Source organism: Paenibacillus wynnii, assembly GCF_030812855.1.
Taxonomy (GTDB): Bacteria; Bacillota; Bacilli; order Paenibacillales; family Paenibacillaceae; genus Paenibacillus_AQ; species Paenibacillus_AQ wynnii_A.
This window is the reverse complement of record NZ_JAUSTK010000025.1, coordinates 12362-37741: the sequence shown is the minus strand read 5'-3', so window position 1 is coordinate 37741 and position 25380 is coordinate 12362. Positions and strand designations below refer to the sequence as shown.

26 protein-coding genes are annotated in these 25380 nt (G+C 43.1%); 19 read left to right on the top strand and 7 right to left on the bottom strand.

Annotation, left to right across the window (positions count from 1 at the left end; translation table 11 throughout):
* The first annotated feature begins 22 nt into the window (after positions 1-22).
* Entirely contained in the window at positions 23-205 is a 183-nt protein-coding gene (locus tag J2T20_RS19715) for a DUF6954 family protein (protein ID WP_307591046.1), read from the top strand.
* On the opposite strand, the gene J2T20_RS19710 is transcribed toward J2T20_RS19715, so the two are convergent.
* Genes J2T20_RS19710 through J2T20_RS19700 form a run of 3 tightly spaced genes read right to left on the bottom strand, consistent with a single transcriptional unit; the run spans position 168 to position 3103 of the window.
* Positions 168-1049: a TIGR03943 family putative permease subunit gene (locus tag J2T20_RS19710; RefSeq protein ID WP_307591045.1), complete on the bottom strand. Its 882-nt coding sequence runs from the start codon at positions 1047-1049 to the stop codon at positions 168-170. The two genes, J2T20_RS19715 and J2T20_RS19710, sit on opposite strands and share 38 nt — an antisense overlap.
* Before the next feature lie 39 nt (positions 1050-1088).
* Positions 1089-2078 (bottom strand): permease, encoded by a 990-nt coding sequence (locus J2T20_RS19705; protein ID WP_307591080.1) that lies wholly within the window; start codon positions 2076-2078, stop codon positions 1089-1091.
* Positions 2075-3103: a CobW family GTP-binding protein gene (locus tag J2T20_RS19700; RefSeq protein WP_307591044.1), complete on the bottom strand. Its 1029-nt coding sequence runs from the start codon at positions 3101-3103 to the stop codon at positions 2075-2077. The genes J2T20_RS19705 and J2T20_RS19700 overlap by 4 nt, the downstream gene beginning before the upstream one ends.
* Before the next feature lie 235 nt (positions 3104-3338).
* Between J2T20_RS19700 and J2T20_RS19695 the strand changes: the two genes are divergently transcribed.
* From J2T20_RS19695 to J2T20_RS19685, 4 genes are all read left to right on the top strand, one after another.
* Positions 3339-4547: a GTP-binding protein gene (locus tag J2T20_RS19695; protein ID WP_307591079.1), complete on the top strand. Its 1209-nt coding sequence runs from the start codon at positions 3339-3341 to the stop codon at positions 4545-4547.
* A 211-nt stretch (positions 4548-4758) separates the two neighbouring features.
* On the top strand, positions 4759-4818 hold the full coding sequence (locus J2T20_RS25840) for a hypothetical protein (RefSeq protein ID WP_373457835.1): 60 nt from the start codon (positions 4759-4761) through the stop codon (positions 4816-4818).
* A gap of 97 nt (positions 4819-4915) precedes the next feature.
* Positions 4916-5731, top strand: a complete 816-nt coding sequence (locus J2T20_RS19690; RefSeq protein ID WP_307591043.1) for a GNAT family N-acetyltransferase — start codon at positions 4916-4918, stop codon at positions 5729-5731.
* Between the two features lie 24 nt (positions 5732-5755).
* Positions 5756-6382, top strand: coding sequence for a class I SAM-dependent methyltransferase (locus J2T20_RS19685; RefSeq protein WP_307591042.1), 627 nt, complete (start codon positions 5756-5758; stop codon positions 6380-6382).
* A 44-nt stretch (positions 6383-6426) separates the two neighbouring features.
* Here J2T20_RS19685 and J2T20_RS19680 read toward each other — a convergent pair whose 3' ends face one another.
* Complete coding sequence (locus tag J2T20_RS19680) at positions 6427-7188, bottom strand: MBL fold metallo-hydrolase (RefSeq protein WP_307591041.1); 762 nt, start codon at positions 7186-7188, stop codon at positions 6427-6429.
* Complete coding sequence (locus J2T20_RS19675; RefSeq protein ID WP_307591040.1) at positions 7176-7757, bottom strand: helix-turn-helix domain-containing protein; 582 nt, start codon at positions 7755-7757, stop codon at positions 7176-7178. Before J2T20_RS19675 ends, J2T20_RS19680 begins: the two co-directional genes overlap by 13 nt.
* A 154-nt stretch (positions 7758-7911) precedes the next feature.
* Between J2T20_RS19675 and J2T20_RS19670 the strand changes: the two genes are divergently transcribed.
* The 10 genes from J2T20_RS19670 (at position 7912) to J2T20_RS19625 (ending at position 17644) form a co-directional block, all read left to right on the top strand.
* The gene (locus J2T20_RS19670) at positions 7912-8199 is read left to right on the top strand and encodes a Dabb family protein (protein ID WP_307591039.1); all 288 of its coding nucleotides are present in this window, start codon (positions 7912-7914) and stop codon (positions 8197-8199) included.
* 206 nt (positions 8200-8405) lie between these two features.
* Positions 8406-8846 (top strand): DUF86 domain-containing protein, encoded by a 441-nt coding sequence (locus J2T20_RS19665; protein ID WP_307591037.1) that lies wholly within the window; start codon positions 8406-8408, stop codon positions 8844-8846.
* A gap of 19 nt (positions 8847-8865) precedes the next feature.
* On the top strand, positions 8866-9498 hold the full coding sequence (locus J2T20_RS19660; protein WP_307591036.1) for a helix-turn-helix transcriptional regulator: 633 nt from the start codon (positions 8866-8868) through the stop codon (positions 9496-9498).
* A 182-nt stretch (positions 9499-9680) separates the two neighbouring features.
* Positions 9681-10070, top strand: a complete 390-nt coding sequence (locus J2T20_RS19655; protein ID WP_307591035.1) for a YtxH domain-containing protein — start codon at positions 9681-9683, stop codon at positions 10068-10070.
* Between the two features lie 185 nt (positions 10071-10255).
* Positions 10256-11062 carry a glutamate racemase gene (gene racE / locus J2T20_RS19650; protein ID WP_307591078.1) on the top strand — a complete coding sequence of 269 codons (807 nt, stop codon included), beginning with the start codon at positions 10256-10258 and terminating at the stop codon, positions 11060-11062.
* Positions 11063-11266: 204 nt separating this feature from the next.
* A complete protein-coding gene (locus tag J2T20_RS19645; protein WP_307591034.1) occupies positions 11267-12478 on the top strand; it encodes a M14 family metallopeptidase in 1212 nt (403 codons plus the stop codon).
* Between the two features lie 131 nt (positions 12479-12609).
* On the top strand, positions 12610-12861 hold the full coding sequence (locus J2T20_RS19640) for a hypothetical protein (RefSeq protein WP_307591033.1): 252 nt from the start codon (positions 12610-12612) through the stop codon (positions 12859-12861).
* A 94-nt stretch (positions 12862-12955) separates the two neighbouring features.
* Entirely contained in the window at positions 12956-13258 is a 303-nt protein-coding gene (locus tag J2T20_RS19635; RefSeq protein WP_215178458.1) for a HesB/IscA family protein, read from the top strand.
* Positions 13259-13300: 42 nt separating this feature from the next.
* Positions 13301-13540 carry a DUF1450 domain-containing protein gene (locus J2T20_RS19630; protein WP_036654274.1) on the top strand — a complete coding sequence of 80 codons (240 nt, stop codon included), beginning with the start codon at positions 13301-13303 and terminating at the stop codon, positions 13538-13540.
* Between the two features lie 204 nt (positions 13541-13744).
* Positions 13745-17644: an ATP-binding protein gene (locus J2T20_RS19625; RefSeq protein WP_307591032.1), complete on the top strand. Its 3900-nt coding sequence runs from the start codon at positions 13745-13747 to the stop codon at positions 17642-17644.
* 59 nt (positions 17645-17703) lie between these two features.
* On the opposite strand, the gene J2T20_RS19620 is transcribed toward J2T20_RS19625, so the two are convergent.
* Positions 17704-18462, bottom strand: a complete 759-nt coding sequence (locus J2T20_RS19620; RefSeq protein ID WP_307591031.1) for a LytR/AlgR family response regulator transcription factor — start codon at positions 18460-18462, stop codon at positions 17704-17706.
* A 159-nt stretch (positions 18463-18621) separates the two neighbouring features.
* Between J2T20_RS19620 and J2T20_RS19615 the strand changes: the two genes are divergently transcribed.
* The 4 genes from J2T20_RS19615 to J2T20_RS19600 are packed head-to-tail and all read left to right on the top strand — an operon-like array spanning position 18622 to position 23637.
* On the top strand, positions 18622-19383 hold the full coding sequence (locus J2T20_RS19615; protein ID WP_307591030.1) for an MBL fold metallo-hydrolase: 762 nt from the start codon (positions 18622-18624) through the stop codon (positions 19381-19383).
* 25 nt (positions 19384-19408) lie between these two features.
* Positions 19409-20698, top strand: coding sequence for a hypothetical protein (locus J2T20_RS19610; RefSeq protein WP_307591029.1), 1290 nt, complete (start codon positions 19409-19411; stop codon positions 20696-20698).
* A gap of 12 nt (positions 20699-20710) precedes the next feature.
* Positions 20711-21403, top strand: coding sequence for a hypothetical protein (locus tag J2T20_RS19605; protein ID WP_307591028.1), 693 nt, complete (start codon positions 20711-20713; stop codon positions 21401-21403).
* Between the two features lie 2 nt (positions 21404-21405).
* Positions 21406-23637 (top strand): MMPL family transporter, encoded by a 2232-nt coding sequence (locus J2T20_RS19600; RefSeq protein ID WP_307591027.1) that lies wholly within the window; start codon positions 21406-21408, stop codon positions 23635-23637.
* Between the two features lie 528 nt (positions 23638-24165).
* Here J2T20_RS19600 and J2T20_RS19595 read toward each other — a convergent pair.
* On the bottom strand, positions 24166-25329 hold the full coding sequence (locus J2T20_RS19595; RefSeq protein ID WP_307591026.1) for a THUMP domain-containing class I SAM-dependent RNA methyltransferase: 1164 nt from the start codon (positions 25327-25329) through the stop codon (positions 24166-24168).
* Positions 25330-25380 lie beyond the last annotated feature (51 nt).

Here is a 25380-nt window from a genome sequence, read left to right as displayed (position 1 = left end):
TGTGAAAATGGAGGTGTAATAAATGATTTGGTTGCTTTATGTTTTGTTCGGTGTGCTTTATATATTGACCACTTTTTTTGGTCTTGGACCGGTGCTGTTTGCCGATGGATCGGATAGAGAACGGATCGTTACACTGATCGTAGTTTTGCTTATTTATGCAGCCATTACTATTTTGCTGAGGCTTGTTCTGAAGCGCCGCCGCTAGATTTCTCTAATTGATACCACGCTTCAACGGAGTCGGGGCTTGTGTAAATGTAAGGCGTAGGCGGCTGAGAAATCGGTGTAATAGACACTGCGCTAATTTGCATGATTTCCTGACCCTTGTACTGTACGATATGAAGCTTGCCCCGAACCTCTATCCAGGTATCCGCGGGCAGGCTTATTTGTGTACCCGGATCCACCATTATTCCAAATGGGGTAGCATCAGCGGTGCAACACTGTACCAGAAATCTGCTTAGGGTAAATGACTTATCATGTGATTCAGGTTCATTGGGATACAAGAAGCCCGAAACGATGATTTCCTTCCCTTCAAAGGGTTGCTTATATCTATCAATAGCACCAAAAGTTTCAGAGAATATCTCAGGATACACTGAAATAACGGGTTGTTCGTATAAGATCCTGGCTAGTTCAGCAAATTCTTCCTGATACGAATCAGAGGATATGAATTTTTGCTCTGAAGCGACGTAGGTCAACGAAACTCCTTTTTTGGATGCAGCTACACTTCCTAAAGCGCGATCAGGCAGCAAGAAGCCGAGCAGCAATGGGAATAAAAATAAACTGTAAAGGGTTATGCTCCTTAGGCCCGAACGGGGGAGATGCTGATCACAGTTGCATAAAGCGCTGCTTTTGCCGAACAAGGCTTGAATAGTCAGGCTGAAGGCCATCGCCGCCAACGGTATTGGACAGAGCTTAACCAAGCTTGCCAGCTTAGGTGTTACGTAATAATGAAGAGTATCCTGCTGGGCCAGATGACCGATATAAAGGGCGAAGGACAGCAGGATAAATGCTCTGAGAGTATAATGCATACGGATGCTGCGAGAGTCATTCATGTCCATTCCTCCACATGTAGCAAGTTGTAATGCGGGTGTTCAGAGCCAAATAGAGAAGAGCACTGAGCCAATAAAGACGCCGGAGAAGATCAGGAAGAACAAATATAATGCAAATTTGGTCTTAAATAGGGCCATTAGCATCAACGAGTTTTTAAAATCCAGCATAGGTCCCAACACCAAAAAAGCTAGCAGTGATCCGGGAGGGAAAGTGTGCAGAAAGGTTGAAGCGACAAAGGCATCCGAGGTAGAGCAGAGGGAGAGGACAAATGCCAATCCCATCATAAAAAGGTATGATCCAAGAGGTTTTCCCCCTATTGCGACCAGACTGTCATGAACCATAAAGGTCTGGATGGCAGATGTTAGCAGGCATCCGATAATTAAGTATTTTCCCATCTCAAAAAACTCATCAGACGTATGCACAAAGATGGAAACCAGCTTGCCCCCGCGGAAGCTGCGTTGATGGGTTTCTTCTGTTTCCTGTGTAACCGACAGGCGGAGGGGTGACTTCTTAACAGTGGCGTAAACCGCCAGTCCAATGATGCAGGCTACGCAAAAAGCTAATCCCATCCGGGAATAGGCCAGGACTGGATGACTGCGAAAGGCTGTGAAGGTTGCTCCATACACAACCGGATTCAGAATGGGCCCGGATAAGATGAACACGATGGCTACGTAGACAGGCATTCCCTTATGGATTAATCGCCGGACGAGAGGAATCATACCGCATTCACATATAGGAAAGATGACTCCGAGCAGGCAGGCGAATATAATTGCAGGAATCGGCCGCTTGGGAATCCATCGCGAAATCATCTCATCGGGAACAAATACCCGTAGTAATGAAGAGAGCAGAGCACCTGCTAATACAAACGGAAGTGCCTCCAGCAAAATACCGATAAGGGCTATTTTAAAAGAGTCGATGTACGCATTGTCCAATAGTGCTTGATGCTCTGGCAGCCAGACGATGCTAAGGATGATCAGAAACGCAACGGGAAGGAGCAGCGGCAAGATTTTTATTGGAGTAAAGGTCTTCAAGAATTGAACAAGGCGAACCACCGCTTCGCCAGCTGTGCTTCATTTAGATTCATGCCGATAAATACCACATAAGGCAAACCAGGATATCGTGAGGCTTCCCAAGTTGTATTCATTCCTGCATATTGAACAAGCTGGACCGCTTCTTGCTCTGATAGATGAACATGTCCCTTAGCACGCAGCAGACTGCCGCTCCACTCCTGAAAAAAATCCTCCAGCTGTTCCCTCGAAAGTAACTTGGACCCCGCTTGTGGAAAAGTTAACGTTACGGCAGCTACTTGTGAGAAGGATACCTGACGCTCTTCTTCCGTTTCCTTGACAGCTACATTTCCTTGCTCTGAATAGGATTTCTTAAGTGTAGCTCCTTTAAAGGCTTGCGGAGCACGCTGTGGAACGGGAGTATGAGGCTGTCGCGGGGAAATTCCTGCAAGCAGTGGTGACAAATTAATCTTGCTGTAATGGGTAAATACAATCTCCGCTTCTCTATTGTGTTTACGGACTACTTTTTCAATCTTCCACAATGCTTCAGGTTCGACCAAGTCGCTTTTATTGATAACAATGAGGTCAGCCGTCGTTAGCTGCTTGCGCATCGTCCGAATAAGCTGTTTATCAGCTGATAAGCGGCTGTTATATTCCAGAGCATTTTCTGCATCAAGCATGGCGACGGTATAATGCAGTGATAGCTTTTCCCGCAGGGATGCCTCCTGAAGTGTCTTTTCGATCTCTTCGGGATCAGCCACACCGGTAAGTTCAATATAGATAACATCCGGACGCCGTTTGATCAGCACCAGCAGACTGTCCAGAAGTTCGTCCTTGCGGCTGCAGCATACGCATCCGTCCAGAAGCTTTTCCACACTTGTTTCTGTATGCTCCTGTACAATATACCCGTCAACATCCCGCTTCCCAAGCTCATTCATCAGGACTCCAGGCTGCACCCCTCTTCCTTTACTCTCCTTTAGCATCGACAACAGCAAGGTGGTCTTACCACTCCCGAGGAACCCACTCAGAATGATCACCGGTATTTTCATATTCCAACACTCCTCCACGAAATGGATCGAAATCACGAGAATCATATTTTTGTAATTCCATCTATACGTACTTTGTCCGCTAGAAAGACCACAAATCTTGGGAAAGCGGTTACAAACTATCTGCTGTTGACACTGGGAGCAGAATACGTGTAAAATGTGTTAATCGTAACAATTACGAATAATAAGGAGATCAACCTACACTTTTTAATCTCATAAATAGAAGGAGATAAACATGATGAAAAAAATTCCTGTTACCGTGTTAAGCGGATACTTGGGCTCAGGAAAAACCACGTTACTGAATCATATTCTACACAATCGGGATGGACTAAAAGTGGCTGTAATTGTAAATGACATGAGTGAAGTGAATGTGGATGCAAATCTAATCAAATCCGGCAACTCTCTATCCCGAACAGAGGAGAAGCTGGTTGAGATGTCTAACGGATGTATCTGTTGTACTCTACGTGATGACTTGCTGCGGGAAGTGCAGAAGCTGGCAGAAGAAGGGCAATTTGATTATATCTTGATTGAGTCTTCGGGAATCAGCGAACCGGTTCCGGTTGCTCAGACATTCACCTATGATAATCCGGAACTGGATATCGACTTAACTAAGCTAACTCAATTAGATACGATGGTGACTGTTGTCGATGCTAACCGCTTCTGGCAGGATTTCGCCTCAGGAGATAGTTTATTGGATCGTAACCAGACAGCCGGGGAAGATGACTTCCGAGACATCGCCGACCTGCTTATTGATCAAATTGAAACCTGTGATGTGTTGCTGCTTAATAAATGTGATTTGGTAGATGAAAAGGAATTGAGTAAGCTTGAGGTTGTACTGCGTAAGCTTCAGCCTTCTGCAAAGATCATCCGTACGGTAAAAGGTGTAGTTGACCCACGGGAAATCCTCAATACCGGATTATTTGACTTTGAGAAAACTAGTTTGTCATCCGGCTGGATCGCGGAGTTAAGCCAGGAAGGGCATACGCCTGAGAGCGAAGAGTATGGTATAACATCCTTCGTATACAGACGTAGAACGCCTTTCCACCCTGAAAGATTAAGTGATTTCTTCAGTGATTGGCCGGAAGAAGTTGTAAGGGCCAAAGGTCTGGTCTGGCTTGCAACCGAGGGTGATCTGGCAGCCAGCTTGAGTCAGGCGGGGCCTTCAATTCAGTTCGGACCTGCAGGTTATTGGCTGGCTACAATGCCGGAGGATCAACAGCTTGAGGTCCTGGAGAGCGAACCTGATGTGAAGGAAAAGTGGGACGAGCAGTGGGGGGACCGACTGAATGAGATTGTTTTTATTGGACTAAGGTTGGATCGTTCGGTTATTGAAGCCCGTTTAGACAGCTGTCTCCTCTCAGAGGAAGAGATGATGCAGGATTGGGGTTTGTTCAATAACCCGCTTCCGTGGCCTGTGGATGAATGGCTAGCAGCGGCGATGGACTAAGAATGAATTTGCACCAGACAGACGGCTAATTCTCTGAGCAATTGGAGGATAGGCCGTTTTTTCTAACTATATAGATTGAACTTTTGATTTATAGGTGATCCGAATGTGGTGAAAATTTTTGTGAAACACGTATGAACAACAACCAGGAGTGAACCATTTATCGAGTTATTTGGAGGGGATATTTCCCTATAAATGTTGATTATAAGGTTTTATTTATGATTTACAGGTAAATTTTCCCTCTAACTTTATTTCCCACGGTTGTCCTACATGAACACAGAAATCTTAAGTACAATCTATGTTTGCTTTAAAGAGACTGTAGATTATTATATAATAAAGGTGTTTTTTTCCAAATAAAGGAGTGTTGAGTAATGAGCGAGGGGGAAGTGAAGCTGCTGCCTACGATGCGCAACAAACGTGGTAAAGAGGAGAGGGATATGCTGTATAAATCTATTGAAGAGATCACATTAAATACGTGGCCCGCGGAACAGAGTATTCTTTTGCAGGGTTGGATTCTGCGTTCAGCGGCGGGATATACGAAAAGGGCTAATTCGGTTAACCCTTTATATGGAGCGGGTGCATCTGACGATGAGGTTAGGAAGAAAATCAAGCTGGCAGAGGCGTATTATCTGGATGCGGGGCTTAAGCCTGTTTTTAAAATAACTCCTTATATTCAGCCTGCAGATCTGGATAAAATTCTTGAAGGATTCGGCTATAGTGTGGTAGAGCCTTCTTCTGTCCGGGTGTTGGATCTGAACAAACTGCCGGTCGCTAATTCACAATATTCAGTTCAGATCCAAAATGAATGGAGCGAAGAGTGGCTGGAGGCTTTTGCCGAGTTGACAGAATTGTCCGATGAGAACCGAAGAACTCTTAAAAGAATGTTCTCTGCTTCAACTTTGAAGCAGGGATATGCCCTATTGCTAAAGGAAGGTGTTCCAACCGCATGCGGGCTAGGGGTCATTCAACACGGGTACATGGGAATATACGATATTGTTACCTCTACATCTCATCGTAGACAAGGTATGGGAGAACAACTGCTTATGGGACTGCTTCATTGGGGTAAGCAGCAAGGTGCTTCGTCCTCTTTCCTCCAAGTAGTTCTGGCTAATCATGGGGCTTGTGCTTTGTATGACAAATTAGGCTTTGAAGAAATTTATCAATATTGGTACAGGGTTAGAAATTGAACAGGAGACAGGAGGGGGAGCTTCATGTACGATTACTGGAATCAACGATTTGCGCAAGAAGGGATGATCTGGGGAAGCGATCCCAGTCCTACGGCACTGCTTGCCATGGATTTATTCCGGCAGCATCAGTCGAAGTCCGTGTTAGTTCCTGGAGCAGGCTACGGACGTAATACGAAGGTATTCTCGAAGGAGTTCGAGACCTATGGCATTGAAGTGACTCCGGTAGCCATAGAGATTGCAGCTGAGTGGGATCCGTTGAGTTCTTTCACTCTTGGATCAGCTTTGGATCACCGTTTGGAAATACAGGTCGATGCCATTTACTGCTATGATTTACTTCATTTATTTCTGCAAGAGGAGCGCCGAAGACTAGTGGTTAATTGCCTGAAGCAACTGCGTCTCGGCGGAGTGGTCTATTTCACAAGCTTTTCTGATGAGGATCCGAACAACGGCTGCGGAAGGTTAATGGAGCCTGGAACCTATGAATATAAAGAAGGAAAATTCGCCCATTTCTTTAACGATCGGGAGCTAAGGGAGCATTTTGCAGGGACGGAGATTTTGGACACCGGTTCATATCCCGAGACTTTGAAGAGCCCAGAAGGCAAGAGCCATTCATACATATTGAGATACATAGTTGCTCGAAAAATGAGCTAAACATCAGAGGAAGCAACATATTTCCCCTGATCCGGCATTGCCATTTATTTGAAATTATTACTTAAAAGCGCCAGTTGCGCAGATAATTCTGTGCCTCTCATGGGTAAGCCGTGTCCAGTAAGGGCGACGAGGGGGTTCAATTGGGCAAGCTTGCGGACAGAATCCTCCGCCTTAGCCCAATCGATTGTGAAATAAGTAGGCGGTCCATGAATTTCCTGCTGCTGCATAACGACAGCCAACGCGGATTCTTGTTTTACTGTAATAAAAGCGTCTCCCGCAATTAATACGCTATCCTGCTCACGAAACAGTGAAATATGTCCCGGACTATGTCCAGGTGTATGAATCCATTTCCAACCCAACGCACCGGGCACAGTTCCATCCTCAGGCAAAGGCAGCACCGAAGTTCCAAGATTAATACTGCGATGCGGGTACAAAGGGGAGATCACTGCCATTAATCCGCCGCCTACGGATGGATCTGCCGGTGGATAGTCCTGCTGTCCTGTTAGATATGGAAGTTCCAGAGGATGGGCGTAAACAGGCATGTTCCATTCCTCCAAGAGCTCCTTAATCGTACCTACATGATCAAAATGTCCGTGTGTCAGAATGAGGGCCAGCGGCGGTTTACAAAAATTCTCTTTCGCCGTATTCAGGATACTGCCAGCAAACATGCCAAGGCCTGTATCCACGAGAATCCATTCGGAAGTTGAAGAGCTTATATAGGCGACATTTACAAATAAGGTGCGAAGTCCGATACCCCCTGGGGCTACCTCCCACAGATCTGTAAATCCAGAAGTCAGGAGTCGCAATCCGCAAACAAAATATTCGTAGGAATTCTAAAAAACTCCGCGGCCTTGTCCTGCAATACAGGTGTAGGCAGATGACCATAATGCAGCCATTTACGGAAAGTACCCGGATGAATGCTTATCCACTGACTTACATCGGTTACGGACAAATCATAGACCATGCAAAGTCCAAGCAAGATTTTATTACGTTTGGGCGAGCTGGATTGGGCTCTCTTCATGAATCGGGAAGAGGAGGGCTGGCACAGGATTGGACTTTCTTGAATCAACGCTTCATTGAAAAGAATATGGGCAGGATATCCTAGAATACGGCAGGCCTTGTCCATATTGATTCTGGATGGAATACGGCCTTCGTACACCCAAGCGCTGACGCTACGTGATGAGATAGACAGCTCTTCGGCAAACTGTGAGAGTTTCATATCCTTAGCCATCAATATGGCTAAGAGTACACGATTGCGGATTTGACTGCGTTTAGGCCGGCGAAATCTTTTGACGCGCACACCCTGTCCGAGGTATTTACGGTTTATCTGGGCCCAAGCCTGGATTTTGTGAGGTTCTGGTTGAATTGTAGGCATACTTCCTCCGATTTTTTGTAATAAATACTACATTACTTCCCTATATGGATCAATGGATAATCCTGTAACTACGGACTCCTGTGTAAGTTTCTTTCAGAACGTGTGGTGTTATGATATATTTTAAAATATAAGAATAGACAGGGAGCGAAATAACATGATTAAGCATATTGTATTCTTCAAACTGAAGGATCGTTCACCCGAAAGTGTAGCAGCCACGGTGGCTGTATTACGTAACATGGAAGGAAAAATCCCGGAGCTTCTAGCGATAGAGGTGGGTACTGATTTGCTCCGCTCAGAACGTTCCTTTGACATTGCTCTTGTGACGGAAGTAGCCTCACTGGAAGATCTGCAGGCCTATCAAGTCCATCCGGTCCATAAGGAAGTTATTACTCATATTAATGAGGTTAAGGAGCTTTCTTATTCTGTTGATTATGAAATTTAAGACGGTCTTCCGAGAGACGAGAATCTGATTTTATAAAAGAAAGTGGTGGCAGTCTTGCGCGAGTTAGAATATCCAATGGAAGCGTTAACTTATTTGGTGGTCTTCCTTGCGGCGTGTGTGGTTATGTTTTTCTGGTTGAAACGGCGGGGTAAGCGCGGAAAGTAGACCTTAATAAACGATCTTAGAACTCTTTTGGGGGTATAGCTGTGTATTATGTCAACCGGAAGCAAATCGAACTCATTCTGGACCAAATTCCAGATATCACTGCAGGCCTGCGGTATGCGGCGGCTAACTGGGACGGCAGTACATTAATGGGACTGGTGCAGGAACGTAGTCTCCACTTGGCTATTGAGGTCGTTACTGACGTAGGGAGCTGTCTAATTGACGGATTTATCATGCGGGACGCGGGTAGTTACGAGGACATTATTTCCATTATTCATGAAGAGACCGTGTTCGGTGACATTGGTATCTATACCAAACTTATTGAATTAGTCGCTCTGCGTAAGCCGCTTGTTCAGGATTATTTTGAGTGGGATCGCAGCTCTCTGCATCCTTTAACTCCGGTACTTTCAGAGGTTTTGGAGCAATTTGCCTTAGAAGTCCGCAACTATTTAGACCAGGAATTGGGGACCAACATACATCAATAAATAGAAAGGGGTCCGTGAGATGAAAAAGGAGCAGGAAAGCGGCTCGACAAGGCGTATGATCATGAAGCTCCTGAAAACAAAGGGACCGCTGACTATCGGTGCACTGGCTTCAGAACTGGAAATTACAGAGATGGGTGTCAGGCGCCATGTCCTTCAAATGGAGCAGGAGGGCATTGTTAAAACCAAGGTTGTGCGTCAGGCGATGGGTAGACCCTTACATATGTATTCATTAACTGAGCTTGCAGAGGAGTATTTTCCGAAAAATTATCACAACCTAGCCCTAGAGCTACTTCGGGAGCTGGATCATGGCAGCGGGATCGAAGCTGTTAATACTTTATTCGAAGGCCGCCGCAGGCGGATGCTTGCTCAGTATTCTCCAATGATGGAAAACCGGAACTTGGAGGAGCGGGTTGCAGAGTTGTCCTCCATTCAAAATGCTGGGGGATATATGGCGGAATGGAACCAGAAAGATGACGGATCTTATGAAATACGTGAATATAACTGCCCGATCCGTCAGGTAGCCGGACAGTTCCGGAATGCCTGTCAATGCGAGCATAATCTATTTGAAGAGTTATTAAGTGCCAAGGTAACGCGCAGTGAATGTATGGCTGAAGGTGGAAGGTGCTGCAGATACAGTATTGTGCCTATTTAAATTTTTTAGGTGAAAAGAGCTCTTTCTTTGTCACAGGACAGCTTCTCTCCGCTTATGATAGTAGCAGATATAGGCATTAGCCCAATCGGGTGAAGAGAAGATCTACTTAGGGCCGAAAGTGCCGAACCGTTTTCTCGCTTTCCCCAAATGGGGCACAGTAAAGATGAAGGAGAGATGAACAGATGAAGAATAACAAGAAAAGCGTGTTGTGGGGCGTTGTGGTCGGAAGTGTTGTAGGCTCTGTTGCAGCTTTGCTATTTGCACCCAAGGCTGGAAAAGAACTTCGTAAGGATATTTCGGAGGGAACAGCCACGACTCTGGAGAAAGCTCAGGAAATTGCATCCCAAGCCGGTGACAAAAGTGTGGAGTTATATGATAAAGCTAAGGATGTTGTCGTAGAGGTTCGGGAGTGGGGTAAACAACGTCTGGGTTCGGAGACGGAGGAAATCGTGGAGGTCAGCGGAATTACAGACGATGAAACTGCTGGCGAAGTAAACGTTGATGCAGTAGTAGATGAAGTTAATGTAGATGCTGTAATTGATGAAGTCGATGATAGCAGCAAGGTCGAGTAGGAAATTATAAATGTTAGCCGGTGCCGTTTTTCGCTTATTGGCGAAGAACGGCTCTTTTAATTGAAACTTGTCTTGAACTGAAGATGTAAAAGGAGTAATATCTGCAATTGGGGCAGAAAGTCAGGTACACTTTGTTTCCGCCTTACATAAGCTACACAAAACAAGAAGAAGGAAGCGGTGTGTTCGTGCAGCAAGCTATTGCAATACTAGATTCAGGTGTTGGAGGGCTGACTGTTGTCAAGGAAGTGATGAGGCAGCTCCCGCGGGAGAAGATCATTTATTTCGGAGACACTGCCCGCGCGCCCTACGGACCCCGTTCAACAGAAGAAGTGAAAAGGTTCACGGAGCAAATCGTCGATTATCTCATTCAATTTAATCCTAAAATGATTGTTATCGCCTGTAATACAGCAACGGCGGCAGCGCTCGAATATATTTCGGCCAAAGTATCGATTCCTGTTATAGGTGTGATTCATCCTGGCGCGCGAGCCGCAATTAGTGCCACACAAAGCGGACAGGTAGGCGTAATAGGTACGGTTGGAACGATTAACAGCGGGGCTTATACAGTGGCACTTCAACAGCTCTCCCCTTTTGTACAAGTGGTTAGTCAGGCATGCCCAATGCTTGTCCCTTTAGTAGAACAGGGTATGTTCCGCTCGGAGGAAAGTTATGAGGTTGTGGAGCGATCGCTCGAGGGCATTAAAGACGATAATATTGACACCTTAATTCTTGGCTGTACTCATTATCCGTTTCTGATGTCGTCCATAGGGAAGGTGATGGGAAACTGTGTCAAACTCATTAGCTCAGCTGATGAGACAGCAAGGGAGATCAGCACGATTCTATATGAAAAAGGGAAGCTGGCTAGCGGCAGCGAAAGTCCGATACACCAGTTCTTCTGCAGTGGAGATGCTGAAATGTTCCAGAAAATCGCCCGCGATTGGCTAGGGGAGCAAATCAACCGCACACCCGTTGTGTGGCAGGTATCATCGCTATAATTCTTATCATCCCGTATCCGATCAGGACAACTCCCTATAGGGAGAAAAAGGAGGTATCCGGCAGCCATTTACATGGCTCAAGAGATACCTCCCTTTTTTATTTCTAGCCGACTCCTATTTCCTGCAGAATGGAATCTGCTAAGCTCAGCAGAGAGCGCATACAATAGATTAAAATATGGTAATTTTCATAGGGGGATGAGATTGATGCAGCAATATGTAACACACAAAGGAGATACCGTAAGTCGGATTGCCGCGGCCCATGGACTGACCCCTGAGCATGTGATTCAAGGAAACCCATGGGTAGTGAAGCAGGCTTACTTACATCCCGGACAAATCATATATTTACCCTCTGCTCCGCGCAGTCGTTACGCTCTACAGGAAGGAGATAGCGCAGAAAAGTTGGCTGCTTTGTTCAATATCCATATAGAGGAACTTGAGAAATTGAATCCGGGAATCCTATCCGGACGCTTCCATCCTGGAAAAGTACTGGTGATCCCAACACCTAAGCCGAAACGTGTGGTGATATTACGTGGAGAATACGGTCCGACCAATGTTGAAGAAGATATTGCTGCACTCATAGAGAAATATCCCTTTATGGAGAAAGATACTATCGGCTACAGCGTTATGGGGAAGCCGCTGCACCTCATTAAGATAGGTCGGGGAGCCCGCCATTTACATGTTAACGCCGCCCTTCATGCCAATGAATGGCTGACTTCACCTTGTCTAATGTCTTTCGTAGAGGAGTATGCCGCAGCGTATGCCGGAGGAGGACTCTGGAATGGACATCGTGTGCAGGATTGGTTCAATAACTGGACCTTATGGGCCGTCCCCATGGCGAATCCAGACGGTGTAGAACTGGTACAGGAGGGCGCTGGACCCGATCATTTATATTTCAATGATCTGCTCAAATGGAACGGAGGCCGCCGGGGCTATCGGCATTGGAAGGCCAATATACGCGGAGTGGATTTAGGCGACCAATTCCCGGCACATTGGGAAGAGGAGGCCGCACGCCGAGGGGTGACGGGCCCGGCACCTCGTGACTACAGCGGCCATGCTCCGTTATGTGAACCGGAAGCCGCAGCTCTTGCTGCCCTTGCGGAGAGGATACCAGGAGACGCAGCTGTGTCTTTGCATAGTCAAGGCGGAGAAATTTATTGGAATTACCGCGGGTATGAACCACCGGAGAGTGCAGAGTTGGTGGCTAGGCTGGCATCAGCCAGTGGATATCGGGCTGTTGAACTAACGGGAAGTGATGCGGGCTTCAAGGATTGGTTCATTCAATACTTTCGTAAGCCGGGATTTACAGTAGAGCTGGGGATAGGCAAAAACCCGCTGCCGCTTAACGATTTTGAAGATATGGCACTCGAAACCGGACTTATTATTGGAGCTCTTCTTTCGGTTGTGAAAGTTAAATGAAACAATTTCAGTAATTTTGCGTAGTATATAGCAAAAGGTATGGCCGCAGTCGTTACTATATGTTATACGCGGCTGTATCTTTTTTTGTAGATAACTGGCATACTATACTGAATCATCACGAGGAGGTCCCATTGAAACTTAAAAAACTGCTGTCTTTGAAGCAATGGTCCCATATATTCCGCAATTCCTGGCAATACATTGTTTCACCGGAAGTCGCTGTAGCGGACAAGCTGTTATTCACCATCCCGGTCATTGTATATTGGGTGATGCCTGATGTTCTTCCATTTATGCCGATTGATGATATCGGGGTTACGATGCTGTTGGCGGGCTGGTTTGTTTCCAGAATGGAGCGCAAGTACCCGGTTCTGAAGATTAAACGCTAGCTGGTGGATAAAATAGTTGCTTTTACAAGTTGCTTTCCTTTAAAATAAATTATTGAGTATTTAAATTATATTGGTGTCGGGAGATGGACTGAACATGAACGTTAAAATTACCCGCAATGCGGCTAAAGTGATAAAGAAACAAATGGAGTTGGAAGGAAACAGCGAACTTAAGTTGCGCGTAGCTATTACACATGCCCATGGCGACCACGCTCACTACGGACTTGATTTGGACACGCCTAAGGAGAATGACGTTGTAGTTTCTACAGATAAAGAAATTGACGTTATTCTAGAACCTGGCCAACCGTTGCTTGACGGAGTCAAGATTGATTATTTGTATTTTCCTCAAGAAGGGTTTGTAATTACGAATCCGTCAAAAGGAAATCATGGCGACCATTAAGGTCTCGCCCAAGAATCTAAGGACATAAAGAAGGTTTGCTCCATGGCTAACGATATACGTATTTGCGACGAATGTAATCACATCAAGATGAAAACCATACTGCCAAAGCTCCGTAAGATGGCTCCTGATGCAGAGATTAAGACCGGATGTATATCCTATTGCGGTCCTTGCGGTAAACGGCCGTTTGTCTATATCAATGGTCGGTATATCAGCGCTCCGACTGAGGATGAAGTGCTTAAGAAGGCAGAACCCTTCGTCAAGCAGCCCGCTGTTCAGGAATGAATATTGGAAGTATGGATCAGAAAAGGCACAGGTTGCAAAGACTTACTTTGCAACCTGTGCCTTTTTGCTGTGGAAGGAAATACGGCTTAAACCGGATTATAAGAGTATTTTATCACAGGCTAATTCTGGATATATGTTAATATTATCTTTATATTATTCAAGATGGGTTTTGTGAGAAATACTGTAACTTAAGGGGGCGTGTGGTTGGGTAAGCCGAAGATGTACCTATTTATTGCAATTTGTTTTTTCGCTGTTATATTGTTAGACAGCTCAATTTATCTTCTCATGTATCATCAAGAAAATTCCAGGCCATACGTAAACCTAAATAAAGGTTTTCAATACCGATTTGGCGATTCGGCATTTAATGAGCAAGGGGAACCCAGCTGGACCTTTGAAGAACAATCAAAGGATTGGAATCGTAAAACGACCGATAAATTATCCGCAAAAGAGCGCCAAGGCAGAAATTATGTATGGATGAAGATCAAACTTCCCGAAGGGGATTGGGAAGATCCGCATTTATTTCTGTATCGTTCACTCGATATTTTTGAAATATATGTTGATCATCAGCTTTTCCATCAATTTGGAGATTGGAATAATCCTGATAAATTAATGGCTTATCCATCACATTTTATTTCGATACCGAAGGAAATGATGGGTAAAACTATATATTTTCGTATCTATTCTACTTATGATCCGATAGGCCTCAGTTCAACTATGTTGTTTGGTAATGGGGAAAGTATCATTTTTGGTCTTATTCTTGCTGATGCTCACAAGTATATAATTAGTATTATTTTTATGTTTCTAAGTATGCTGTCCATGCTTTTATATTGGAAGAATCGGAGAGAGCGTGGATTTTTATACTTTTCCATGTTCGCCATGAGCGCAAGTGCAATCATTATCACTCAGCAAGTGCAATCAAAGTTTATATGGAATTTACCGTTTTTTGATTACTATCTAAACATCATTGCGGTATTCAGCATCATGTTTTTATTTCTGCAATTTATTGAATATATTTATGAGGGACCCTATCGTAAAGTTATCTGCTGGCTTAAACGGATCAGTCTTCTGATATTTATCGCGGTTATAATTGTCTCCTGTATAAACCCTAAATACTTAATACAATATAAAGTTTACGATATCGATTCTTTGTTTATACTCCTATGTTTCGCAATCGTAATGCCTATTTTGTTTCATTATTTACATAAGAACAACCAAAAAGAGCAGAAGGTATTATATATCGGTATATTATTATTCACCTTAATTTGTATAAAGGGTCGTATTGCAGAATTTATGTGGTCTTTCATCTCTATTCCATCTGATCTATTACCTTTTGGCGAGAGTTTAATGACTTCCTCGATTGAGTGGGCGCTGTTTTGTCTTGTCGTTACTTTTGGTCTCATAATGTTAGGAAGATTTCAGGAAGTCTATGAACATAACAAAATCTACTTAAATAAGCTGAAGAAGCAAAATGAAATGCTTTTACAAATGAACAAAATGAAAGATGAGTTTCTTGCCCGTACCTCTCATGAACTACGTACCCCTCTTAACGGTATGGTTGGTATTTCAGAATCACTTATGGACGGGGTTTGTGGGCCTGTTAATAAGGAAATCAGCAATAACTTAGCTTGGATAATACTTAGCGGAAAACGGCTGACCAAAATGGTCAACGATATTCTTGACTTTACTAAGCTTCGTTATAATGAAGTACTGCTGCAGTTCAAACCCGTTAGAATGAAAGATGAGATTGATCTTGTTATTAGTATATGTAAGTCGTTAGTAGGTACGAAGTCTTTGGTGTTCATTAATGAAGCAAGTAGCAATTTGCCGCTTGTTAAAGCAGATGACAATAGGGTTCAGCAAATTTTATATAACTTAATTGGAAATGCTATTAAATTCACGGAGTCCGGATGCATCCAAGTGAATACTAGGATTAACGGAGACTGGATGGAAATTTCTGTGTCGGATACAGGAATAGGAATTCAGCAGGACAAATGGGAGGTAATATTTGATCCCTTTCAGCAAGAGGATGAATCTATCTCATATCAGTTCGGTGGAACAGGGCTTGGATTGTCCATCAGTAAGCAACTAATTGAATTGCATGGCGGGAGTATTGGATTAACGTCCAAAGTGGGTGTGGGTTCAATCTTCACCTTCACACTTCCTGTATATATCAATGATGAATCGGTTGATGAAGAGACTCAATCTGAAGACGCCGCATCTACATTTGTCCCATTGTTCAAAGAATCCATTCCGTATCATTCAAACCAGCTTGAACCGTATATCACAACAGCACCTTCCCATTCGACTCCTGAGGATAATGAAATAGAAAAAGATTTGTATATTCTGGTTGTCGATGATGAAATGGTTAACATTCAAGTGCTTTTTAATTATTTATCATTTGAGAATTATACTGTCATGCATGCTTGCAGCGGAATGGAGGCTTTAGAAATACTGGAGAGGGGATTAGAACCAGATCTAATTCTGCTAGATGTGATGATGCCTAATATGTCCGGCTTTCAGGTGATTAAAGAAATTCGCAAAACCTATGCCATACACGAGCTTCCAATTATATTGCTCACCGCTAGGGATATGGAACAAGACTTGGTAGCGGGCTTTAATCTGGGTGCTAATGATTATTTAATTAAACCCTTTTCCAAGAATGAACTACTATCCCGCATCAAGATGCATATTAAGCTAACGGGGTTCAATAAAATTATAGAACAGACGGTACGGGAACGGACAGGGGCAATTAAGAACTTACTAGACTATGCAGGTCAAGGGTTCTTATCGTTCAATGCAAGTTTAAGGGTTGATGAAGAATTCAGCGCGGAGTGTACTCGAATTTTTGATATCAATATAGCGGGTTCTGATGTGACGGAGTTATTATTTCCAACGGATTTGGAGCAGCGCAACAAGCTTGAGTGGCTTCTTCAGAGGCTGTTCTCCTCAGGTCAATCTTTGGAGGATATGAACCCTTTCATTGATTTGCTACCCCAGGAGACAACTCTTGAAGATGAAGTGTATCGGATTGATTATAGGTTTTATATACGTGAAATGAAAGACCGGGTAAGAAGATGTATGATTGTTCTAACGAATATAACCGAACAACAGCAATTATCCCGCCAGTTGGAACATGAGCAGAACGCACTGAAAATAATGACTCAGGTGTCGTCTCGTCCCTATTTAGTAGTGGAGATCATTGACCAATATGAACGAATACTTCTTGAGTTCCAGACCCTGAATGAAGGATCATCTGATTCAATGGTGAAGAGTTTGTACAAGCGGATTCATTCCTTAAAAGGGAACTTCACATTCTTACATATGCAGCGTATCTCAGCGTATTTAAATGAGATGGAATCTTATTGTTATCAACGGATACATAGTTCTATTAAACAAAAAAACGGATATCGATCCAATGCAAAGTCCCTAAAACTATTGCATATGGCGAATGAAGAATTCACTTGGATCCAAACTATGTTAGGTGAATGGTTTGCACAAAAAGACAAGAAATCCCAACCTCTCCATACTCTAATTCTTGGATACAAGGAATATGTAATGATGTTAGCAGAAAGACGAGGTAAAATCATTCAATTGCTGCCGTTGGAAGAGACGGAGATAACATTGGATTCCACAGCAACTCAGGTGTTAAGTGAGGTTTTAATTCACCTTTTACACAATGCTATCGAACATGGAATCGAATTGCCCGATGAACGTTCCCGCATCGGAAAAAATTCAATAGGTACTATAAAATTCAAGCTTGAGCAATCTTTAAAACCCGGGTTTTTGGCATTATGTGTACAAGATGATGGTCGCGGAATGGATACGAAAGCCATTCGCAGACTTATGGTGCAACGCAAGATTACTTCAGAACAGCAAGCTCATGAACTCAGCGAAGAGGAGATTGTGGATTGGATATTTACAGAAGGGTTAACCACCAGTGCAGCCGTAACGGAATTTTCGGGACACGGGATGGGGTTGGCCGCAGCAAAGGATGCGTTAATCTCTGTGGGAGGATCCATTCGGGCAACCTTTTCAACGGGACAAAGTTCTCAATTACACATTGAAATTCCGTGTTACGCAGACAACTTACGGAATATCAGTTAAATCAAGAGGAGCATATCGACCGCCTTAACGGTCTATGCTCTTTTTTTATATAAATATAACTACGGTTTTTTCTTAAGTTTACACAACTGCATAAAGGCAGGGTAGTTTCGCCTAGTAAGAGGTATCGTCTTATCTTGTTTCATATAAATAATTTCATAATTACCTGGAAGAATCGGATCAGGCTGAACCGTCTGGATGTGAGAAATATTGATCAGGTAGCTCCGATGGGGCTGGAAGATTTGTTCAGAGCACTGATTTTTAATTTGTTCCAGGTTAGTAGTTGTTTCAATAACCGTATTCTCTACCAAATGTAACTGAAACACCCTCTTGTCTATTTTTTCTGCGAACAGGATATTCCCTTCATTAATGCTAATATCTCTGTATCTTTGTTTGACACGGATTATATTTTCTTCAACATGCCGAAGTCGTTTGATGAGACGTTGCTCATCTATTTTATATTTAGCACGCTGAATGGCACGTTCAAAGCGATCCGGAGTAATGGGTTTATTGATGTAATCGACAGATCCTATCTCAAATCCCTGACTGTAATGAAACGGTTCGGATGAGGCAGAAATGATTATGATCTGCGAATCCAATCCTTGCTTTATAAGTTGTTTGCAGGCTGTCAGACCATCCATTTTTGGCAAGCTTATATCTGTAATGATTAAATCCGGTCCATGTTCCATCGCACTTTCTATCAGAGCCTTACCTGTTCCTACGGCATCCATAAGTACTAATTCTTGCTGCTGGGCATAAAGCATTAATTGGCTTCGATAAGCTGGCTGATCCTCAGCAATAATGCAGGTATATGTACTCATTTACGTTCCCCTTTTCAAACATTATTACCTCAATGTTACAACTTTCGACCGTTTAGGGCGATTTTCCTTCTATTGAAGACAATTTCCGTTATTTATCCATATTTAGATATATATTATATATAGAAGTTAAGCTGAGCTTAGAAGGGATGACACAAGTTTATGGAAATGCAATTTTATCATGTCGGAGGGGCTTGTTTTGTTCTGAAAATGGATCAAGATCTACTCATATCCTGCGATCCTGCGTTAAGTCCTGAAGGTACGGAATATCAGTTTAAGTCTTTTTCAAGTGTTCGAGTCAGACCGCCTATCTATGAACAAGAACTATTGGATCAGGTCAATATTTGGCTAATTACACATGTTCACGAAGATCACATTGATGACTATGGCATTCGAAGTATCGCAGAAGACTCGACTATAGTCACGCATAAGAAAGCAGAAGCTCTATTCGCCAATCACAAGGAAGTGCTCACTGTGGATTGGAATGACACGAAGGTATTGAATAAAGACGGATATGTCATTGAGGTAACTACAATACCGGCATATCACGGAAATAACTTTATTATGCGCAGTATGGTAGGCAGAGTGAACGGTTACTTCATACGGATAACCAAAGGCGAAGAGAAACGCACGATATACATAACTTCAGATACTGTATTTCATCCTCGGATTGTGAACATGGTTAGCGAACTTGGGCCCATAGACTTGATGATTGCTAATCTTGGAGAAGTTTCCCCTGATAAATTCGGAGGCCCTTTAACGATGTCTGTTGTTATGCTTAACAGGATGGTGGAACAGTTGAAGCCTTCTACTGTAATTCCAATACATATCAATGATTTTTCCCATTATACAACAACTGAGGATCAGGTTACCGGCATGGGATTTAACGTAGTCGATCAAGGTCTGTGGATTAAAGTAAGTTAAATATATTTGAAAGGGAGTTGTAGGAGTGAATACATTTTTAGCTTATATGAAGAGTTTTTATACAAGACTCGCAATTATTTTAGGGGGGGCCATGTATGTTACCTATGCTTTAGCAAGCACTAGGTGGAGTAGTCCATATCTTATTACGGTAGCGCTCGTAGTTGCTGCTTTTCTACCCTACTATACTAAAATAAGTGAATGGTTCGAACGTTATGGTGTACTTAATACGGGCAAGATGTTTATAGGTAAATTCATTCGTTTTGTCTGGCAATATGGATTCAATATGTTTATCCTTTTTATGCTGCTGAAAGGAAATATTATTAAGAGCGAAGATCTGGATATCATTGGAGGGTTGTTCGGGGCAGTGGCTCTGACTACTTTCTCTTCTCAAGGTATGCAGTACTTGGCGATCTCACTGGCAAATCGGGATTATGGTAATCACTATAAGAATGTTACGTTTGCATTAGGCTCGAATGTAATTATCAGCGCATTGGCGTCGATGGGAATCGTTTGGATTCAGTATGTTTTTATTGTCATGGGCGTTGTACTTGGTTTTATCGGTTCCGTATATAGTCTTATCACCGATGTGATGTGTCTAGTTGCTCCAAAAGGCGGGATTGGCGTATTTTTTGGCACATTCAATCCAGTCCACAAAACACATATGTTAATCATTCAGCGATTCATTGAGGAACGTAAGCTTACGAAGGTATATATTCATCCCACAGTTGTCCCTCGTATGCATGGTAAATTATTACATAATGGAATTATTCGTATCGCCAAGATGGAGAATGGTATTCGGATATATGAACGGACAGAAAAAGCAGACGCACATATTGATTATTTTCCAACGGGGAATAAGTTTTACGAGGTTGAGAATCGGTTAGCTATGCTCAAAGCAAGTGTGGATGATTGGGACATGAAGGATCAAGTTGAGGTGGTTTATTTTCCAAATGAGTATGAAGCGGATGGTTTTTATGCTGTTATAAACAAGATCAAAGAGATGCATCCTGGTGAGCGTATACACGGACTACACGGCAGCGATCATGGGGGGATGCTTGTTCGTGCCATCTATGACGAGTCGATCGGTGTTTGGCCTTACGCAATTGTTCGTAAAGACAATGTCTCAGCCACAGCTATTCGTGCAGGAGCCAAGAACATGACCAGTGCCACCGTAACCAAAATTATTGAAATCCTAAAAGATTCATACATCAAAAAGGAGAACGAGCACATCGAAATTAATGGAGTTACCTATGTATACAGTAATAGCAGACTCCTCTCTCTTGAGAAGCACGAAAACCTGTCAAGGACTTCATAAGGAGTGAATAAAGTGTCTTTACTAATAAAAAAAGCAGTTCAAGAAAGAGAGCTAGTTTGTCGTGATGGGCTTTCATTGGAGAGAGTGCAGCATGGTGATCTTACGATCGAGATTAGCAGAGGATGTTATCGTCCAGAACAAACGGAATATGTGGCGGGCATTTACTATGGTCATAAAGATTATCATTTTGAAACCTCATATTCAGAAGTATTAGAGCAAATGTTAGAAGAAGACCGAATACTAGCGCCGGTAACGACAATTTATTCATTAGTAGATGATAGAAATACATGTGTGGGGTCTATACGGACGATCATGAAGCTGCCAGATTGTGAACTGCCACTTGAACGGGAATTTGGAATTCAGCTTTCACCCTGGACCCATAGACATCAACCGATTGATAGAATCTATGAAATCGCCCGTTTCGCGGTGACAGTGAATACAACGAAGGGGATCATGATGTTATTTCGAGAGCTTTTTAAAGATGCCCTGATTAACGATTTTGCAGTAGCCAGCTTGGATAGTCGAGTTCTGAGAGGTTTGCGGAAAATGGGGTTTCACTGGTTTGATCTACAGGAACCCAAGTATTATCTAGGATCATTGACATGTCCTGTAGCACTTAAGGCAGGCGAACATATTGGCGGGATATTCGCTGATATCGTCAAGGATATGCATAACAAGAATACGTTAACAAGAAAGGCAGAATAATTATGTTTAATAGAATTGGTAGATTCACATCAGTATATCCGAAGACTGTTATTCTCATATGGGTCGTATTGCTTGTCTTAAGTCTTCTATTCGGTACCAAACTAAAAGAAGAGTTGAGTATCGGGGGCTTCAGTGATCCTCAAAGTGAATCAGGAGTGGCCGATGTAATTGTCAAGAATCAATTCGCCGGTCTTAGCGCTCAGCGGGTTATTGTGGTTGTGGAAAATAAAAATAAAAATGATCAACAGTTCTCTACAATAATTCAAAAGATTGAGGACAAGGCAAAGGTAGACAAATTGGTTGAATTCACAGCGCATGATATCTCTTTTGTAACGGAAAAACATCGTGCGTATGTATATCTGAATTTGAACGGAAGCGATAACGATTCCATGAAATTCGTGGATCGCTTCAAACAGCAGTTGAGGGATATGAAATCGGAAGTGGAGGGCTTCAATATTCTCATTAGCGGCGGGCCGGGTATCTATTATGATATTAATGCCGCCAGTACTAAGAGTGTATCCAACGTTGAACGAATTGGACTGCCTATTGTGTTTCTACTGCTATTGTTTGTGTTTCGTTCAGCGGTTGCAGCACTTCTGCCTTTATTAATGGGTGTAATATCGATTTTGGTAACAATGGCAGTCATCTACTTTCTAACTCCTTATATGCAACTTTCAACGCTACTTACCAGCATAGTGACCATGCTTGGGCTTGGTGTTGCCATTGACTATGCCTTATTTATTACACAGCGGTTCCGTGAGGAGATGGATAGTCATCAGGATAAAAGTCTAGCAATAGTGAATGCCGTTGCATCGTCAGGGCGTTCCGTATTTTTTGCAGGACTAACCATCGCAATCAGCTTAATTTCGTTGTTGTTACCGAATACTCTGTTGTTTCGTTCGGTAGCTGTAGGCGGCTTCGTAGTTGTATTGGTATCTATTCTTGCAGCAATCACTTTATTGCCGGCTATATTGTTCTTACTCGGTAAAAATGTTGAATTACTCAAAATTCCAGTCTTCAAGCTGAAGCGCAACAGCAATAATGTTTGGCAGAAGATCATTACTTTTATGATGAAACGAACCATTTCCTTTCTAATTCTGGGGTTAGTGCTTGTAAGTATATTCTTACCTTTCATTTCACAGATTCAAATGCATGTTCCTGTAGCGGCCTTTAATGAATTGCCGGACGGAAGTGATGCGAAATTAGGAATGGAGGCTGTGGTGAGCGATTTTGGAATTGGGAATACATTTCCGATCCGCATCTTGCTGCAAAGTCAAGACGGTTCCGTATACGATAAGGATTCAATACATGAAATTTATGATATCGCAAGCAGTGTGGAACCACTGAATGATGTGTCGAAAGTAATGGGAATAACGAGTCTAAATGAGCAGTTCAATTCAGTAGAACAATATGAAGCATTGTACAGTAAGGTTGACGTACTACCAACAAATGTACAAGCTTCGTTAAAATCATTAGTTAGCAGTGATCAGAAAAGCACCTTACTATATGTAGTACCCTCGATTGCGCCGAATACAGAGAAAGCTAGAGACCTAGTTGTAGAAATTAGAGATCTCTTATCCAGACGCTCCAATCAAAAGTTGGTTACATACGTAAGCGGAGAAACCGCTATGGGTCTAGATTATGATAATAAAATTATGCATCAAATTCCTAAAATCATTTTGGTTAGTGTTACGCTTACTTTTCTGCTATTACTAGTTGCTTTTCGTTCTGTCTTATTGCCGCTTAAGGCAATTGTTTTGAACAGCCTGGTTACCGTTAGTTCGCTTGGATTTCTCATATACATGTTTCAGAACGGTCATATGCCAGGTACACATCCTCAAGCCCTTAATGTGAATACGCCTATTTTGTTATTCTGCATTTTGTTCGGTTTGAGTATTGATTATGAAGTGATCATTGTATCGCGAATCCGGGAATCTTATTTACGAACCGGTAACAATGACGAAAGTATTGTAGATGGATTTGTAGCAACCGCAGGAATGATTAACGGGGGAGCAGCGATTATGATTACAGTATTCGGTGTATTCATGTTCGCCGATATTCAGATCGTTCAGGAGCTGGGTGTGGGGCTTGCCTTTGCTATTCTCATTGATGCATTGATCGTACGTACAATTGTCGTTCCTTTATCTATGAAATTACTTGGACGTCTTAATTGGTGGCTTCCATTTAGTAAAAGCAAGAGTAGGGATTCTTTATCTAGGCACAAAAATATTTAGGAGTTCTCGTATTCTGCGTAAGGGAGTACCCAGTCTAAATCATCACGACATTCATCACATACAAGGACGTATAATTTATCCTTAACATGTCTTGGTGTTAAGTTCATTTCATCAGTGATCGATGTATCGCAGACTGCACAGGATTTTTTTTCTAAAAAGTGGTTCAGGCAGTACATTTTGTTCTTGTTATGTAAGATACGATCATCGTATAGGAGAACTTGTAGGTCTTTGAATGATACATAAACTTTATCAAGAATTTGAGAGCATTCACTACAAGTTTTACAAGTGTAAACCCTTTTCAATAGTGCCATTCCCTTCCATTGCCGATTTTCTTTTATATCTTATAGTACTCAATAATAATGGGAAAAGATAGGGAAATACATCGTTCATTAACCATCACTATACGTAATAAAGGCTTCGTACACTTTCTAAAATGAAAAGTGGGCGGGGTCTTTATTACATTTAATCTGCCTGTAGCAGCGAAAAAAAGGACATCCAGCCCGAAAGAGGAGGATGTCCGATTCAATATTAACTATTAGGTTCTGAATTATCTTTATCCGGATTTCTAGGTGGAAGCGGGCCTAAATATTGATAAAACTGACATTCAATACGTCCGTTGTATAATTTACGTCGTTTATCTGCCTTCCGTCCGTAGAACTGCTCAAATTCCTTTGAAGGGCTAATGGCGAAGAATGACCATGAAGGAAGGTATAACATCATTTCACCAAACTGGCGAGTCAGCTTTTCCACTTCCTTGTCATTACTTATGCGCTCGCCATAAGGTGGATTGGTTATAATACAACCATACTCACCTTCGGGTCTGGCTTTGGCGGCAGCGATAACCTTAAAGGTAATCTCACCGGATAAACCTGCACTCTTGGCGGCAGCTTCTGCAAGCTCGATAGCTTCAGGATCAACGTCGCTGCCAGTAAGCTGCAGCGGATAATCATCGCGGACAGCATCGTAAGCTTCTTCCCGAGCGTCCTCCCACAGACGGCGCGGAATGACAGGCCAATGTTCCGATGGAAACGAGCGCCGTAGGCCCGGAGCAATGTTCCAGGCAATCATGGCAGCTTCGATGAGCAATGTGCCCGTTCCACAGCATGGATCGTACAGTGGTCGATGGCCGTTCCAGCGGCTGAGCTTTATTAGTGCAGCTGCCATGGTTTCCTTCAACGGTGCTTCTGTGGATTGTCTGCGGTAACCGCGTTTGTGGAGTGCAGGTCCAGTGGTGTCTAAGGTGATCAGCGCGATGTCATTCAAGAGGATGACTTCAATGACATAACGGGGGCCATCCTCTGGGAACCATTCTGTCTGATAGGAAAGTTTAAGCTTTTCTACAACCGCTTTTTTGACAATTCCCTGACAAGCAGGTACGCTTGTCAGCTGGGACTTGTGCGACCGGCCTTCCACGGGGAATTCGCCATTTTCAGGAATCCAGTCGGCCCAAGGCAGAGCTTTCACACCTTCGAACAGCTCATCGAAGGTTTTAGCAGGGAATTGCCCCATTTTAATGAGTACGCGGTCCGAGGTACGCAGCCATAAATTACAGCGGCAGATGTCGATATAATCACCGCTGAATAGTACTCGTCCGTTCTCGACCGTGGTCTCATAACCCAGTTCGTTTAATTCGCGTGCTACGACAGCTTCCAAGCCCATAGGGGCAGTAGCGATTAATGTTAATTTGCTCATTGATCTCAACTCCGTTTTACTTGTAGATAGATACAGAAAGCCAGTACAATC